The sequence below is a fragment of the Gemmatimonas sp. genome (assembly GCF_044344655.1).
Classification (GTDB): Bacteria; Gemmatimonadota; Gemmatimonadetes; order Gemmatimonadales; family Gemmatimonadaceae; genus Gemmatimonas.
Genome location: NZ_JBIJCN010000002.1, coordinates 1 through 15,633, shown reverse-complemented (window position 1 = coordinate 15,633; position 15,633 = coordinate 1). Strand labels below are relative to the sequence as shown.

The 15,633-nt window shown below is 68.1% G+C and carries 12 protein-coding genes; 6 read left to right on the top strand and 6 right to left on the bottom strand.

Annotated features, from left to right (window positions below; translation table 11 throughout):
• Positions 1-15: 15 nt before the first annotated feature.
• The 3 genes from ACIQ51_RS01150 to ACIQ51_RS01140 form a co-directional block, all read right to left on the bottom strand.
• Positions 16-1,182: a thiolase family protein gene (locus ACIQ51_RS01150; protein WP_396203162.1), complete on the bottom strand. Its 1,167-nt coding sequence runs from the start codon at positions 1,180-1,182 to the stop codon at positions 16-18.
• A gap of 22 nt (positions 1,183-1,204) precedes the next feature.
• Positions 1,205-3,517 (bottom strand): 3-hydroxyacyl-CoA dehydrogenase NAD-binding domain-containing protein, encoded by a 2,313-nt coding sequence (locus tag ACIQ51_RS01145; protein ID WP_396203161.1) that lies wholly within the window; start codon positions 3,515-3,517, stop codon positions 1,205-1,207.
• Between the two features lie 151 nt (positions 3,518-3,668).
• Positions 3,669-4,328 (bottom strand): lysophospholipid acyltransferase family protein, encoded by a 660-nt coding sequence (locus tag ACIQ51_RS01140; RefSeq protein ID WP_396203160.1) that lies wholly within the window; start codon positions 4,326-4,328, stop codon positions 3,669-3,671.
• 182 nt (positions 4,329-4,510) lie between these two features.
• Between ACIQ51_RS01140 and ACIQ51_RS01135 the strand changes: the two genes are divergently transcribed.
• Complete coding sequence (locus ACIQ51_RS01135; RefSeq protein ID WP_396203159.1) at positions 4,511-5,455, top strand: hypothetical protein; 945 nt, start codon at positions 4,511-4,513, stop codon at positions 5,453-5,455.
• A gap of 90 nt (positions 5,456-5,545) precedes the next feature.
• Here ACIQ51_RS01135 and ACIQ51_RS01130 read toward each other — a convergent pair whose 3' ends face one another.
• Both ACIQ51_RS01130 and ACIQ51_RS01125 read right to left on the bottom strand, forming a co-directional pair.
• Positions 5,546-6,457 carry a hypothetical protein gene (locus tag ACIQ51_RS01130; RefSeq protein WP_396203158.1) on the bottom strand — a complete coding sequence of 304 codons (912 nt, stop codon included), beginning with the start codon at positions 6,455-6,457 and terminating at the stop codon, positions 5,546-5,548.
• 105 nt (positions 6,458-6,562) lie between these two features.
• On the bottom strand, positions 6,563-7,114 hold the full coding sequence (locus ACIQ51_RS01125; RefSeq protein ID WP_396203157.1) for an RNA polymerase sigma-70 factor: 552 nt from the start codon (positions 7,112-7,114) through the stop codon (positions 6,563-6,565).
• 187 nt (positions 7,115-7,301) lie between these two features.
• Here ACIQ51_RS01125 and ACIQ51_RS01120 point away from each other — a divergent pair, with 187 nt between their 5' ends.
• Together ACIQ51_RS01120 and ACIQ51_RS01115 are read left to right on the top strand one after the other, a co-directional pair.
• The gene (locus tag ACIQ51_RS01120; protein WP_396203156.1) at positions 7,302-8,420 is read left to right on the top strand and encodes a FecR family protein; all 1,119 of its coding nucleotides are present in this window, start codon (positions 7,302-7,304) and stop codon (positions 8,418-8,420) included.
• A 49-nt stretch (positions 8,421-8,469) separates the two neighbouring features.
• Positions 8,470-11,013, top strand: coding sequence for a TonB-dependent receptor (locus tag ACIQ51_RS01115; protein ID WP_396203155.1), 2,544 nt, complete (start codon positions 8,470-8,472; stop codon positions 11,011-11,013).
• Between the two features lie 12 nt (positions 11,014-11,025).
• Here the strand turns inward: ACIQ51_RS01115 and ACIQ51_RS01110 are convergent, their stop codons facing one another.
• Positions 11,026-12,957 carry a hypothetical protein gene (locus ACIQ51_RS01110; RefSeq protein ID WP_396203154.1) on the bottom strand — a complete coding sequence of 644 codons (1,932 nt, stop codon included), beginning with the start codon at positions 12,955-12,957 and terminating at the stop codon, positions 11,026-11,028.
• 102 nt (positions 12,958-13,059) lie between these two features.
• On the opposite strand from ACIQ51_RS01110, the gene ACIQ51_RS01105 reads away from it, so the two are divergent.
• The 3 genes from ACIQ51_RS01105 to ACIQ51_RS01095 all read left to right on the top strand — a co-directional run bounded on the left by ACIQ51_RS01105 (position 13,060) and on the right by ACIQ51_RS01095 (position 15,529).
• The gene (locus tag ACIQ51_RS01105; protein ID WP_396203153.1) at positions 13,060-14,412 is read left to right on the top strand and encodes an aminotransferase class V-fold PLP-dependent enzyme; all 1,353 of its coding nucleotides are present in this window, start codon (positions 13,060-13,062) and stop codon (positions 14,410-14,412) included.
• On the top strand, positions 14,409-15,095 hold the full coding sequence (locus ACIQ51_RS01100) for a DUF4412 domain-containing protein (protein WP_396203152.1): 687 nt from the start codon (positions 14,409-14,411) through the stop codon (positions 15,093-15,095). Before ACIQ51_RS01105 ends, ACIQ51_RS01100 begins: the two co-directional genes overlap by 4 nt.
• Positions 15,096-15,235: 140 nt before the next feature.
• Complete coding sequence (locus ACIQ51_RS01095; protein WP_396203151.1) at positions 15,236-15,529, top strand: hypothetical protein; 294 nt, start codon at positions 15,236-15,238, stop codon at positions 15,527-15,529.
• Positions 15,530-15,633 lie beyond the last annotated feature (104 nt).

Below are 15,633 nucleotides of genomic sequence, written 5' to 3'. Positions count from 1 at the left end.
GGGTCACGGGTGTGTTTACCCGCCGTACACCTCGAAGATGCCCGCGGCGCCCATGCCACCGCCGATACACATGGTGACCATGCCGTAGCCGCCGCCGCGGCGGCGGAGTTCGTGCACCAGCTGCGTGGTGAGCTTGGCACCGGTGGCGCCGAGCGGGTGTCCGAGGGCGATCGCGCCGCCGTTCACGTTGATGATATCGGTGGGCATGTCGAGCTCCTTGATCACCGCGAGTGCCTGCGCGGCAAAGGCTTCATTGAACTCGATCAGCTTGAGGTCGTGCATCGTGAGGCCGGCCCGAGCAAGCGCCTTGGGCACCGCCTTGATCGGGCCCACGCCCATGATGTCCGGGGCCACACCACCGGTGGCGAAGCTCACGAACCGCGCGAGCGGGGTGAGGCCCAGCTCCTTCGCCTTGTCCGCGCGCATCACCAGCACGGCCGCGGCGCCATCAGAGTACGGGCTCGCATTACCTGCCGTCACGGTGCCCGCAGGCATGAAAGCGGGACGCAACGTGGCCAGCGCATCCGCCGTGGTGGCGCGTGGCGTTTCGTCCGTGTCAAACACCACGTCGGTCACCGTTTTCGTTGCCCCCGTCCACGAAAACCGCTGCGTGTGGATAGGGACGATCTCCTGCGCAAACGCACCGCGTGCGATTGCCGCAGCAGCCTTCTCTTGGCTGGCCAGTGCAAAGGCATCCTGCTGCTCGCGGGAAATTCCCCACTGCTTCGCCACGCGCTCGGCCGTGAAGCCCATGCCGATGTAGCTCTCGGTGAGCTCCGGGGCGAGTCGCGCGTTGTAGCCGCTCATGGGTACCTGCGACATCATCTCGATGCCACCCGCCATCACCGCGTCGCCCATGCCCGCGATGATCGCCTGTGCGGCATAGGCCACCGACTGCAGTCCCGACGAGCAGAACCGGTTGATCGTCGCGGCCGACGTTTCCACCGGCAGGCCACCACGCAACCAGGCGAGACGCGCATGGTTGAGCCCCTGCGACGCCTCGGGCATCGCACATCCCCACTGTACGTCCTCGATCACGGCGGGATCCACCCCGGCGCGTTCGATCGCCGCTTTCATTACGGCGGAGGACAGGTCCACCGGGTGGACGCCGGCCAGCGACCCATCGGCCTTGCCGCGGGCCACCGCACTGCGCGCACAACTCACGATCACGACATCGGTCATCTGTTGATCTCCTGTGGCGCGCTCAATTGCGCAGCGGCTTGCCGGTCTTGAGGGTGTACGCGATGCGCTCCTGTGTTTCCTTGGTGCCGAGAAGCGAGAGGAACTGCTCGCGTTCGAGGTCGAGGAGATCCTGTTCGGTCACATCGCGCGGCGTACCATCGCCACCGCAGAGCACGTAGGCCACGGCGCGCCCCACGCGCACATCGTGTGCGCTGGCCTGACCCGCTTCCTTCGCGGCCCACAACGCATACTCGAGATTGCCAAGCCCCTCACGGCCGAGTGCCCGCACGGTGCGCGGCAGCGGCGGCAGGTAGCCCGGCGCCAGATCGAGCACACGCTGCTTGGCGTCGGTGATCTGGTGGTCACGGTTCATGCTGATGCGGTCACGGTCACGCAGGAAGCCATGCGCGCGCGCTTCGTGCGCCGACGTGCTGGTGGTCGCGAAGGCGATCAGCTTGAACGCCCGCTTCACGGCGGCGAAGAGATCGACCTCTTCGTAGTTCTGCAGCTCCGCGGTAAAGCGCATCAGCAGTTCCTTCGTGCCGCCGCCACCGGGCAGGAGCCCCACGCCGACTTCGACGAGTCCCATGTAGGTCTCGGCATGCGCCTGGACGGCATCGGCGTGCAGCGTGAATTCCGCGCCACCACCCAGCGTCATCCCCGCCGGTGCCACGACCACCGGGAAGGGCGCGCGGCGGATCGATATCACGGCCTCCTGGAACGTGCGGATCGAGGCATTGATGTCATCCCACGCACCGGCGGCCACGGCAAACGACACGAGCGACAGATCGGCGCCCACACTGAAGGCGCGCGCATCCTCGTTGCCGATCACCATGCCGTTGAAGCCGAGCGTCTCGATCTTGCGCAGCGACTTCTCGAGTCCCTCGAGAACGCCCTGGCCAAGGCTGTTCATCTTCGAACGGAATTCGAAGCACGCCACGCCGTCGCCGAGGTCGATGAGTCGCGACAGCCCGTTGTCTTCCAGCACGCGACCGCTTTGAGCGAGGTGCGCGAGGGAAATACGCCCGGGGATCGCCGGGATCGGCTCGTACGTACCCTCGAAGGTGAGGTACTCGCCGTTGCGATAGAACGAGCCCTGTGCACGCTCCAGCAGCACCGGAATGTCCTTGCCGTCGGCACGGAACTGCTCGCGCAACCAGTCGAGGCCCAGGGCATCCATCACCTGGAAGGGTCCGGCCTCCCAGCCATAGCCCCACTCCATGGCCCGATCGATCGCCACGATGTCGTGGGCAAGCTGCGAGGCGAGGGTGAGGGTGTAGTGCGCGGCGTCGGTGAGGTGATCGCGCAGGAACGCACCCTGTGCGCCGGGCACGTTCTTCGCCGCGGGAAGGCGCTGGGGAATCGGCAGCCGGATGGCCTGACCGATATCGCCTCCCTCGATTCGCTGCTGCGGTACGTACTGCTTCGTCTTCCAGTCGAAGGTGAGCGTACCCTGCTTGGTCTTGCTGTAGAAACCCCCGCCGGTCTTGTCCCCCAGCTTGCCCTTGGCCACGAGCTCCTCGTGCACCCAGCCAGGGAGGGCAAAATCCTCGCCGGTGGCGGACCCGATACCTCGCGTCACGTGCGCGAGCACGTCGAGCCCCGAGAGATCACCGGTGCGGAAGGTGGCCGAACGGGCCCGGCCGATTAGCGAGCCGGTGAGGCCGTCCACTTCGTCGACGGTGAGCCCATGCTCCTCCATGCGACGCATGGTGGCCACCATGCCGTACACGCCGAGGCGGTTGGCGATGAAGCCGGGTACGTCCTTCGCGATCACGATTCCCTTGCCGAGCGTGCGCTCCGCAAACTCACGCATGGTCCCGATCACCACGGGATCCGTCTCCGCCGACGGAATGATCTCGAGCAGATGCATGTAGCGCGGCGGATTGAAGAAATGCGTGCCGAGGAAGCGGCGCCGGAACGTCTCCCCACGCCCGTCGAGCAACGTGGCCATCGGAATGCCCGACGTGTTCGACGACACGATGGCGGTCGGCTTCATGAGCGCTTCGATGCGCGCGAACAGCTGCTGCTTGGGTTCCGGCAGCTCGATGATCGCTTCGCAGATCCAGTCGCACTCGGCGAGCCACGCGAGATGGTCGTCGGTGTTGCCGGTCCGCACGCGCGCCGCCGCAGCGGCTTCCATGAACGAGGCCGGCTTGCTCTTGATGGCCTTCTGCAGGCCAATTCGCGCCGGGGCGCTGCGATTGGGGGACGCTGGGTCGTTATCGCCGGGGATATCGAGCAGCACGACGCGGCAGCCGGCCGACGCCGCGAGGGCGGCAATGCCGCTCCCCATGGCGCCGGCGCCTACCACACCGACAGTCGTCACGCGCATGCAATCTCTCTCCGAAAGGGATGGAGAAAACATCCGTGGGGAGACGGCGTGGCGGAAGGGGCCAGGCCCAAAAAATGCGACGCCGCCGTCATGTTATGCCGAATGCCTCAGGTCGCCTGGCCAGACGACCGATGATTGAGAGCGGTCGCGCTCACCCCTGCCGTGACGGATCGTACCCGCGAATGCCCTCGTACATGGCCCGAATGCGAGCGATGCCGTCTGCGGGATCATCCTCGTCGGGGGTAACGGTCGGGCCGAGGCGCACCAGCTTGTGCTCCCAATCGAGCGCGACCAGCACGATGGGTATCCCCGCCCCCTTGGCCACATGCCAGAAGCCGCTGCGCCATGTACTCACCTTCTTGCGCGTCCCCTCCGGCGCGAGCGCGAGCGCGAAGTGCAGGCGGGTTCTCGCGAGCTCTACTGTGCGTTCTACCGCGTTGTTCTTGTTGGAGCGCACCACCGGAATGCCGCCGTTGGCGCGCATGAACCAGCCGAGGGGTGGCGTGAACAGCGTGTCCTTACCCCACCAATGGGCATCGAATCCCAGCGCCCACTTTGCTGCGAGCCCGACCGGGAAGTCCCAGTTGGAGGTGTGGGGCGCCACGATGCACACGAACTTGGGGAGGTTGGGCATCTGTCCCGAAAACGACCATCCCGCGCGCTGCATGAGGAACCAGCCAAGTGCGCGCAACCACGGTTTGTGCGACTGCGGCGCGTCCGGGCCGAGCCGCCATGGATGGGTGACCGTGGCCGAGTCGGTCGGGCGCGGTGCGGGAGAGGGTGCCGAAGCGCTGGCGACAGGGGAGGACATGGCGTTCATTTGAACGCATGAGCCAATCGCTGCGCAAGGGATCACCGACGGGATCACCGACGGGATCGCCCATCACGTCATCCACGGGCACGGCCCCAGTGGGAAGGCCTCGTCACACCCCGCGTCGTCGTCCATTGGGGCCATGGGCGCCAACTGCTGGTCTGTTCGCCGTACTCTGCGGTGTGGTTCCCTCGCAGGTGGTGCAGGCGCAGGATGACCGGGGATGGCGCGTGCTTTCGCAAGTGGCGCGCACGCCCGGCACGCCCGGCACGCCGGAAGCACCGCTGGTGCTGCGGTTACCGGCGGGAGCCCGCGTAGCGGCGATGGCCAACGTGGGGGGCGCCTCCACGGATGCCGATGTCGTGTTCTACAACCCCGGCATGCTGCAGCAGGCGCGCGGCGTGACGGTCTCGGTGCAACGGTACGGATCGCAGGCGACCACCGGCTCCTACGCCAGCGTACAGAGCGTCGGGTCGTTTGCCGTGGCCGTCGGTGCGCAGCTTCTCGACTATCGCACGACCATGCCGTCGGACTACGTCGCGGCCGTGCGGAATGGGGCCCCCCCGCTGGCAGACGGGGGCGGAGTACACGCCTCGAGCAGCGCGTTCACCATCGGCGTGGCAGGTACGATGGGCGGGGTCCGCGTCGGGACGGCGGTGAAATACGTGGAGGATCGCATCGCAGCGGGTCGCGATGGTGGCGCGGCATTCGACGTGGGCGTGTCGCGACCGCTGGGGTTTGCTACGCTCGCCGTGGCGGTACAGAACATCGGCCCTGGTCTCACGGTTGCGAATATGCCGGGGCGGCTGCCGACACGCCTCACGATTGGCTACGGTGGCGGCCTGTTTCCGCTGAGCGCCAGCTGGGACATCGGGTTACAGACCCAGGTGGCGGTGGAGCGCGACGGGTTCGTGCGCCCGGCCGGTGGCGTGGAGCTGGCATACGTACCCATCGAGGGCGTGGCCGTTGTCGTGCGGCAGGGGCTGCGGTTACCGCGTGAGCGCGACGAACCCCTCGTGACCGGCGGCCTCGGGGTGACCGTGGACCGCTGGTCGCTCGACTACGCGGTCGAGCCGATGCGTGGAGGCCGGCCGGTGTCACACCGGCTGGGGTTGCGCATCCGGTAGCCCACGTGGGCGGTTGCCGGTGCTGACGGAAATGAAAAGCGCGCTGACCAGAACCGGTCGGCGCGCTTTATCGTTGCAGTGCCGCGAGAATCAGCCGCAGTTTGGGCGGCCGCGCGGAAGCGCCATGGTGCAGGTTTTCGTGGTGCCATCCTGTGTGATCGACACCTTGGCCGTGGCGCTCCCAGTGTACGTGATCTCTTCGCGACGCTCACGCACGGTGGGCGTGCCCCCGGTCATTGTGGTCGTGATCTTCATGCGGCGCACGACCTTGCCGGCAGTGGGGTAGGTCGGCGTGGTGGTTGACACCGGAACGATCAGCCCCGCGGTGGTGTCGTGCGACACGCGCACGGCGGTGAACTGTTGGCCATCGCGGTTGGTGCCGGTGGTGCTTTCGCTCCCCGCCGACGTGCCGTTCACCGTGCGCTGCGTGGCGCCCTGCGCCAGCCCCGTGACCGTGCGATCGCTGACGTTGTTCACCGTGGCCGTCACGTTCGCCCCATCGCGGCCGCGGGTCGTGGTACCGGTCACCGTGGTACGCGTGCGAACCGAGTTGGTGGTGGCGGTGTCGATCCTCGTCTGCGTGCCGTTGTTGGCGTCGCGGATGGTGTAGATCGTCGTGGCCGTGAGCCCGTTCACGTTGCGCGTGCAGGTCACGTCACCGCCGGCCACGGTGCAGCCGTCATCGATCTTCGCCGCAAAGGGGCCGCGATGGGCGCCGCGGCCGAAGCCGGCGTTGCCGGTGAAGTCATCGCCGAGGCCCCCGCCCATGAAGCTCCCCATACCGGGGCCACCGGGACCACGGCCGCGGCGCGGACCACCCCAGGCGCCTTCGCCGTCAGCCGCGTACGAGCTGCTCGCAGCCTCCATGCCGGCCGGTGCACTGCTGAAGGCCGATTCGAACTGCATGGTGTCGTTGGGGCCACCGAAGCTGTCGAGCGTGCACGCCGACGCGCTGATCAGCGCCGTCGACGTAACGAGCAAGCGGTAGACGTTGCGAGCCATAGGGAGGACTCCTGAGGTGCGGCCTGCGGTGCCGACGACCGTCGTCGGGGACCGCTCGGACGTTCAATCTGGAGACACGTGAGCGGTTCCTTACCCTACGTGCCGTTACCGCTGACGGCTGTGTCGTGTGAACGGCGCCAATGTCTCACGCAGCTGTCGCAATGCGCGCGTCATGTTCGCTTCCACCGCCTTGACCGTCACCCCCAGGAGCTCGGCGATCTCACTGTACTTGAGATTGCGCTCGCGGCTCATGAGAAACACTTCGCGGGTGCGGGGCGGCAGCGCCGCGATGGCCTCGCGAATGGCCACCTCGAGCTCCCGCGCTTCCGCGTCGGCGTCGGCATGCTCGGCCGGTTCACTCAGGGCCTCTACGTAGACCTGCGACTTCTTCTGCACCTGCAGATGCCGCAGGTGGTTCAGTGCCCGGTTGCGGGCCGACTGGACCAGATAGCCCGGGATGCTGCTGCCGTCGGGCAACTGCTCGCGCCGTCTCCAGAGCTCCAGAAACACGTCCTGCGCGAGCTCCTCGGCAATGCCCGGCTCGTGCAGGATCCGGTTCGCCGAGCGCACCACCGGCTCGTACCACTGCCGGAAGATGGCGTCGAAGGCCGCGTGATCGCCCTGACGTAGACGCGCCAGCAGATCGGAATCGGTCACGGCCAGTGAGGGGGTGGTGGCGGCAGGTGAGACGGCGTGCATGGCATGGCGCGCAGCCCGCGAGCGGTTCTGGCAGCCCCCATCCTGCAGGTATACTACACGGTCGCACGCCAGAATCTGGGGCGCTGCCGCCTTGCGGTTTGGGGTCGGCACGTAGGGTCTTGCACCATCACCGTGTCTCAAGGGCATGTCCGACCTTCCTCACGAGCCGCTGTTCTCCGCCGACCAGCCGACCGACGCCGGGTGGGATGCCCTCGCGCGCTTCCTCGCCGGCGAAAGCGCGGCGGCCGAGGCGGCGGTCGTGACCGCCTGGTTGGCCACCCATCCGGAAGACGCCGGCGTCGTGCAGCTCGTTAAGGACCGGTCGGCGCGGCTGAATGCCCGGGCGGATGTCTCGGTCGATACCGAGCGGGCGCTGGCGGTGGTCCTGGCGCGCTTGGCCCGTCATGAGCGCATGCCCACGCTGCGCGTGGAGCGCGGTGGCCAGCCTGCGGTCGGTCGGGTCGCCGCAGGCGCCTCGCGCGGGCCGCGCTGGAGCCAGCGACTGATCGGCTTTGCGGTCGCCGCCGGTCTTGCGGCGATCGCCTTCACGAAACTCCGGGATGGCGCACCGGCGACCGCGATGCCTCGGGAGTACCGCACCACCATCGGGCAGCGTGATTCCATCAGCCTCCCGGACGGCAGCACCGTGGTGCTCGCGCCTGGCAGTCGTCTCACCCTTGCGGCGGACTACGGCGTGGGGGCCCGCTCGCTCGTGCTCGACGGGGCCGCCTATTTCGACGTGAGGCACGACGCGGCCCATCCGTTCGTGGTGAACGCCGCGGGAGCGACCATCCGCGACATCGGTACCGCGTTCACGGTGAAGACCACCGCTCCTGGATCGGTGGCCGTGCACGTGACACACGGCATCGTGGAGATGGGGGTGGCGCCGCGCACGACGGGAGCCGCGGCGACCGTGGGCACGGCAGCACTGCACGCTGGTGATCGCGGCGTGCTCGCGGCGGGCACCGTCACCGTGAGTCGCGGCGTCGTAACGGCCGCCGACGTGGCGTGGACACGCGGTCAGCTGGCGTATCGCGATGCTTCGCTTGCTGAAGTGCAGGCGGACCTGCGGCGGTGGTATGGCCTCGACCTCCGAATCACGGATCCGGTACTGGCCACGCGCACACTGACGGCCAGTTTCCGGGGCGACTCGGCGGCGCAGGTGGTGCGCTTGATCGCCCTCGCGCTGGGAGCCGACGCGGTGCAGCGTGGGGATACCGTACTGCTGCAGCCGCAGGGGAGCGGGCCGATACCCACGCCATGATCGAGGCGCGCATGCGTGAGTGTCCATGCTCCCCGTGGCCGTAAGGCGAATGCCGCGAGTTCCCGTGGGCGCCGTCATGACGCTGGCGGCGTCATTGCTGGCGCCCGCTTCGGCATGGGCGGGGATGCCGCACGGCGGCTCTGTGGTAGGACGCCAACCGGCGTGCACGACACCGGCCGCCTCCGACGATCGCGCGGCGTTGTGGGCGCCGCCGCTCGATCGCATCGTCACTATCCGCCTCGAGGAAGGCTCGGTGCGCGACGCCATCGACCGGCTGGCGACGGCAGCGCGCGTGGAACTCTCGTACAGCGCCGAGCTGCTGCCGACTACGCGACGCGCCTGTCTGGTGGCAGCGCGTGTGCCGGTGGGCGCCGTACTGGAAACGCTGTTGGCCGGCACCGGGCTGCGCCCCATTGTGTTGGCCAGCACGCAGGTGGTGCTCGCGCCATCGCGCGTGTCTCGGGGGACTCGCGAGGGGCAGGGATCTCGGCACGCCAGCGTTCTCGATCGCGTGGTGGTGACCGGTTCGCCCGATGGGGCGCCGCAGCGCGGCTCACCGTTCGCGCTCGACGTCATCGATGGCGCCCAGCTCTCGCAGCATGGCGCGGGCACCCTCGGCGAGGCCCTGGACCTGTCAGTACCCGGCATCTGGACCTGGGCCAACGCCGCGGGCTCGATCACGGCGCGCTACGGCAGTATTCGCGGAGCGAGTTCTTTCGGCGTGAGCGCCCCCAAGCTGTATCTCGATGGCATCGAGGTCGCCAATCCCCTGCTCGTCACGCAACTCGATCCTGCCCGCATTGCCCGGGTCGAAGTCATTCGCGGGCCGCAGGGAGCGGCGCTGTATGGTGCGGACGCCATCAGCGGCGTGGTGAACATCCTCACGCGCTCCGATGGTACCAGCGACGGGCGCGCGCAGCGGCAGATCAGTGCAACGGCAGGCGTGTCGAACACCGCCTACGCCCCCCGCGATCCTCTGGTGCAGGAGCACGCCGCGTCGTTGCGGCGAGGGTCGCCGTCGCGCAGTCTGGGCATGGGGCTCACCCTTGGTACCGTGGGGGCGTTCGTGCCGGGCGCATCGGAGCGTCGCCTCTTAGCCGATGCCAATGCGCGCGTCACGCGTGATCACGCCGTGCTGAGCGGAACCGCGCGCCTCTCGCTTCAGCAGGCGAATGCGAGCACCGAGCCGGTGCCCGATGGCGGTGACGACTACGGCGTGGCCGGAAGCGGGCAGGATGTCGCACACTACACCGTCGGCGGGAACGTGGCGATAATGCCATCGCTGCGATGGACGCATACGATCATCGCGGGCGTCGATGGCTACCGCGTACGGGGACTGTCGGCGGCAGCCCTGCCGGGGCCGCTGCAGGCGTCCAGCGCGGCGCAGATCGGCGACTCCGATGGCGCTGCCGATCGGGCCAGCCTGCGCTTCCGCTCAGTGGGGCGTTTCGACCTGACTCCGGCAACGCTGCTCACTCTGACGCTGGGGGCGGAGCAGGCGATCACCGGCGAAGTGCTCGGTCGCGCATCGGCGAGTGTGCTGGCGGCGCCGAGGGGCGGCGGGACGGGCGCCCCCGGGCCTGGGGCGCTGACGCGGCCACTGCTCGGCGCCTCGCGCGAGCAGACGACGTACGCCAACCACGGCCTGTTGGCGCAGGGCGTGATGGCGTGGCACGATCGTTGGTTCCTGTCCGCCGGCGCACGCGTGGAACGCACGACCGGGGCGACGCCGCTTCCGCAGCAGTCGGTCCTGCCGATGCTCGGTGCGACCTACGTGCGCGACCTCGGTGGTGCCGCGGTCAAGCTGCGTGGGGCCTACGGCACCGGTATCCGTCCCGCCCGCACACTCGTTCGTAACGCCACCTGGATGGGGGCGGCCTCGTGGGCTTCGGCGGCCAACCTGGAGGCCGAGCGGCAGAGCGGCACCGAATTCGGCGGAGATGTACTTGTGGGCTCGCGGCTCTCGCTGCACCTGACGCGTTTCGACCAGCGGGCCGCGGGGCTCATTCAGCCTGTCTCCACGCTGACGACCACCGTGGCGAGCAACGGGCGCCCGGTGCGCCGCATGGCCTACACGTTGCAGAATGTGGGCGCGATCACGAATCGCGGCTGGGAAGTCGATGCGAGCACGCGACTGGCGCGGCTGTCGCTGTCTGGGGCGCTATCGCTGGTGGAGAGCCGCGTCGCACAGCTCGCGGAGGGCTATCGCGGGGAACTGCGCGTTGGCGACCGCATGCTGGATGTGCCGTCCAGCACCATGAGCCTCTCGGCGGCGTATGGGTCAGGGCGCTGGACGCTCACCACCGCCGCCATCCGGGCGGCCGACTGGGTCGGCTACGACCGGGCGGCGATTGCCGACGCGCTCGCCGCGACGACGGCGCCCCGCGAGCTCGATGGGCCGGCGTTGCGCCGGTACTGGTTGTCGTACGGCGCGGTAACGCGGTGGCGGGCCGGCGTGACGTATCGGCTGCGCGGGGACCTGTCGCTGCTGGTCAGTGGCGACAACTTGCTGAACGTGCAGACCGGGGCGCCGGACAATACGGCGGTCATGGCCGGCCGGACGATGACCGCGGGCGTGCGGACGGTGTTCTGAACCGGTGTGTCGTCACCGCATGGTGGTGACGCCGATGTCGTCGAGCAGGATCGCGCCGACGCGCTTGCGGTCGAACACCAGGCGAATGGCCCGAATGGCTGCCGGATCGAATTCGGCGGTCTGGGCAGCGAAGGCCGAGAGCGGGGCGAGATAGGTCTGCATCACCGGCTCGGCGAGCGTCGGGAACGCCGTCTTGTCGCGGCCGCGACGCCGGTAGATGTAGCTCTCGATGGGCATGCGCACGGCACCGAAGGCGCTCAGTGGCAGTCGCGCCGTGCGGCCACGCGCGTCCTCGACCTCGATGGTGAAATCGGGGGGGACGGTATCTTTGGTGGGCTTGGCAGTCGGCTTGGCGGTCGGCTTGGCAGCCGGGCGGCGCGCGGTCGACGCGGATTTGGGTGTCGAGTCGCGTTGGGTGCTGTCGCGCGGCACACGCCGCACGCTGGGCTTCTGGTCGGTGCTGCCCACGGTGAACAGCAGCGCACTCGACGCGCTCAAGCGAAGGGTCTGTCGCGCCGCATCGGAGAGCGTGACGGTGAGGCGCGCTGGCCAGCGCGGCGTCGTGGTATCGGCGCCGGCCGGTGTGTTGTTCCACCCCACGGTTGCGGCGTTACTGCGGAAGGTGGCGGTACGTGACCGCGCCGGCACGTCGCCCTCCTTCCAGGTGCTCAGCGAGTCCGCGCCAATGCGCACGCCTGGCACCGAGCCGGTCGTGACGTCGACATCCTCCTCGAACGTCGCCAGCCATTGCGTCTGCGCATCGGCGTAACGCGTGAGGTACATGCTCGGCGGCAACCAGTCGCCGGCGGTGCGATGATCGCGGAAGAGGGGGCGGTATTCGTCGCGGCCGTTCAGTGTGGCCTCGAGAAAGCCGCCGATCACCACGCGGCCGAAGCGGCGCTGCTCCTCACCATCGATGAGGGCATCAAGTCGCAGTCGACGTCCCGAGGTGCGGCCGTTGTCCTTCTCGTTCCACACCGTGTTCCACTGGCCATGATTGGCGCGGTGCATCCAGATCGCGCTCTTGAACTCGGGGCCGGGACGGGTGTAGCGGAAACGATTGTACTGGATGAGGCCCGAGAAGCTCGACACATCGCCGTCATGCGAGCCGTGTATGACGAGGTAGTTGTAGTCGCTTACCGGTGTGGGACGGTCCGCCGGAGTGTATTGGCCGTCCACCGGCGCGATGGCGACGAGTGACTTGATGGCGAAATTGAAGTTGAAGGTCTGCGTGGCGTCGTCGGGGTAGGCCGGCAACCGATTGAAGGCGCCGGCAATCGCCACCGCTTCGCCGCCGCGCGAGTGCCCCATGAGCGCAATGCGCGACATGTCCACCTTGCCGAAGAGCGGCTTGCCGGCGGAGTCGTTGAGGGCGCGGAACACCTCGAGGTGCTTGAGTAGCATCCAGCCGCGGGCATCATTCTCGCCGCGGAGCGCACCGTTGAGGAAGTTCTCGTCGATCGAGGCGAGGATGAAGCCGCGCGACGCCAGCAATTCGCCCAGCCACTGATACCCCGGGTCGGAGTACTCCTCCATGCTGTGATTGCCGTGCACCACGAGCACCAGGGGGAACGGGCCGTTGCCCTCCGGATACCACACCCGGGCGTTGAGAGGAAACGCCGTGTTGTCGTAGCCCCAATACTTCTTGCGGCTCTTGGCCAACGCCGGCTCCGTGCGCGCGAATGGCGCCGCGTTCACCGTGGCCGTGCGGTAGGCGATGGAGTCCCGATACTCGGGGCGGCGTTTGTCCTTGCCACTGCCGTAGTAGAGCCGGTTCACCGCCAATGGCCCGGGAAGTCCCGGATTGGGCGCCGTGATGGTGCGGTGCGCCAGGACCGTGGCGGCGTCACTCGGGGCGAGCGTCAGCGGCTGCACGCAGGCCGACATGGCCGCGGGCAGTAGCGCCGCGAGCGCGAGGGCAGGGAAGAACCGGAATCGGAACATACGGGGACGTTATGCCCGGGGCACAGGCGCCGCCACCGGGTGGAACGGCCCGTGGCCCACTCGGCCCCTCGCGGAGGCGGCGCCTTCACGCCATGTTCCCGCATGGACCGCCGCCTGTTCGTCGCCGCGCTCGCCGGAACGTCTGCGCTTCCGGCCTTCTCGCCCCGCTTCGCGCCCGGGGCCATCCGTCGATTGCTCGACGCCGCCGATGTGGCGAAGAGCCGCGGTGCGCCGCTGCTCGGGCCCGATGCACCCGCATGGCGCGGCGATGCGGCGGCCGATGCTGCGTTTGCCAGCGACGAAGATTTCTGGGAGCCGATCCAGCGCGCCTTCGATCTCGATCGGACCTGGATCAACCTCAATAACGGTGGCTGTTCGCCTGCGCCCTCACACGTGATGGCGCAGCTCGAGCGCGATCTGCGCTACTCCAACGAACTGCCGGTCATTCACATGTGGCGCGACCTCGAGCCGCGCATCGAAGTGGTGCGCCGCGAACTCGCCACCGAGTTCGGATGCGATCCGGAAGAAATGGCGATCACGCGCAACGCATCCGAGGCGCTGCTCACCCTGATTCACGGCATCGATCTCAAGCCGGGTGACGAGGTGTTGCTCAGCAACCAGAACTACGGGCGCATGATCAATGGCTGGAAGCAACGTGCGCGACGGCAGGGGATCGTGGTCAAGGAAATCTCCTTCCCGGTGCCGTGCACGGCACCCCAGCAGATCGTGGATGCCTTCGCCGCCGGTATCACCGCACGCACGCGGGTCATCGAGATCACGCACATCACCAACCTTACCGGCCAGATCATGCCGGTGAAGCAGATCGTGGACATGGCGCGCGCGCGCAACATCGAAGTGTTCGTGGACGGCGCCCACGCCTTCGCGCAGTTTCCCTTCACGCGCGATGCCCTTGGCTGCGACTACTACGGCACCAGCCTGCACAAGTGGCTGCTGGCGCCGATCGGTACGGGGTTCCTGTACGTGCGCCGCGACAAGATCCCGTCGATCTGGCCGCTGTACGCCGAAAACGAGGGGCAGGGCAAGGACATCCGGAAATACGAGGAGATCGGCACGCATCCGGCTGCCAATCACAACGCCATCTCCGTGTCGCTGGCCTTTCACCGGGCGATCGGGGCTGGCCGCAAGCAGGCGCGGCTCGTCTATCTGCGGGATCGTTGGGCCAAACGGCTCCTCGCCGAAGGCAACGGGCGCGTGCAGCTGCTGACGCCGCTCGACTCCCCTTGGGGCGGTGGGATCGGCTTCTTCAACGTGGACGGCATCGACCCGGTCAAGCTCGGTGAGTGGCTCATGAGCAAGTACCGCGTGGTCCAGACGCCGATCGTGCATCCGGAGTTCAAGGGGATCCGCGTGACACCCAACGTGTACACTACCGTGGAAGAAATCGACCGGTTCGCAGAGTTGGTCCTTACCGCCATACAGAAAGGCATGGCATGACGAGTCGGCGCGGCAGGGCCGCTACGCTGGCGGTGCTGGTGTGGAGCGGTGTCGCGCCGCAGGCAGGCGCGCAGGCAGGCGCGCAGGCAGGCGGTCCACCCTTCGAGGGGGCGGTCACGCTGCGCATGTCGGCCAAGACGCCGCAGGGTGTGCAGCGCCAGCAGATGGAGTACCTGATGCGCAACGGCAAGTTGCGCGTGAATGTGCCGGGGCCCATGGGGGGAATGGCCATGATCGCCGTACCCCAAGAGAAGAAGATGTACATGCTCGTGGCGGCGCAGAACACCTACATGGAGATGCCGCTCCCCGAGGCCGCCGCCGCAGCGAAAAGTGCGGTTGGCCAGCCCGACGACGTGAAGCTCACGCGCACCGGCCGCATGGAAACGGTGGCGGGCTTCTCGTGCGAGCATGTGCAGCTGGCGTCCCGGTCCGGCGCTGCCGACATGTGCCTCTCGAAGGAGCTGGGGCGCTTCGTCAACCCGATGGAGGGGCTGCGGCAGGGGAGCGTCGCGCCGTGGCAGAAGCAGATCGCCAACGAGTTCCCGCTCAAGGTCACGCTCCCCGACGGCACGGTGCCCCTCGAGGTGACCAGAGTGGAGCGGAAGCGCCTCCCCGACGAGCTGTTCGCCGTGCCCGAGCACTACCGCAAGAGGGCGATGCCGCAGAGGCGTCCCCCCGTCTGATCGGCGGCCGGCGAGCACGTGCAATTGCGACACGGCGGAACGAGGCTGAAACCTCCGTGCCGCTTCGTCGTTAGGGTGAACAGCCCCGCGGGACATGCCCGCAGCCGCCCGCGGTTCTGATACACGACACCGGAGGACTCATGATCGCCATGCTGCTTTCGTTCGCCATCGCCAGCATACTGGCCGTCGTGCTGTACGGCACCACGCGCAAGTTCGTGCGCAACCGCCTGCGCTATGTGGAGGTGGTGCAGAAGTCGCTGGCGCCGTGGCTCGCCGGTGGCGCCGCCTTTCTCGTGGGCAGTGTGGCGGTAGGCATCCTCCCGCTCGTGGGCGTTGGCACGGCACTCACGGCGGCGCTGGCCGTCGGTTCCGGCGTGGCCGCCGGCGCCCGGGACATCCGTCAGGGCATCGCACCGATCGTCTACGGACCGTGAGCGCTCGGGCGCACCTAATGCGGTACTTCCTGTAGAATTGGAGCATGATGGCACCCCAAATGACTGCGCAACCCACGGATCGGTCGTCGGCCATTCCGTGGGTT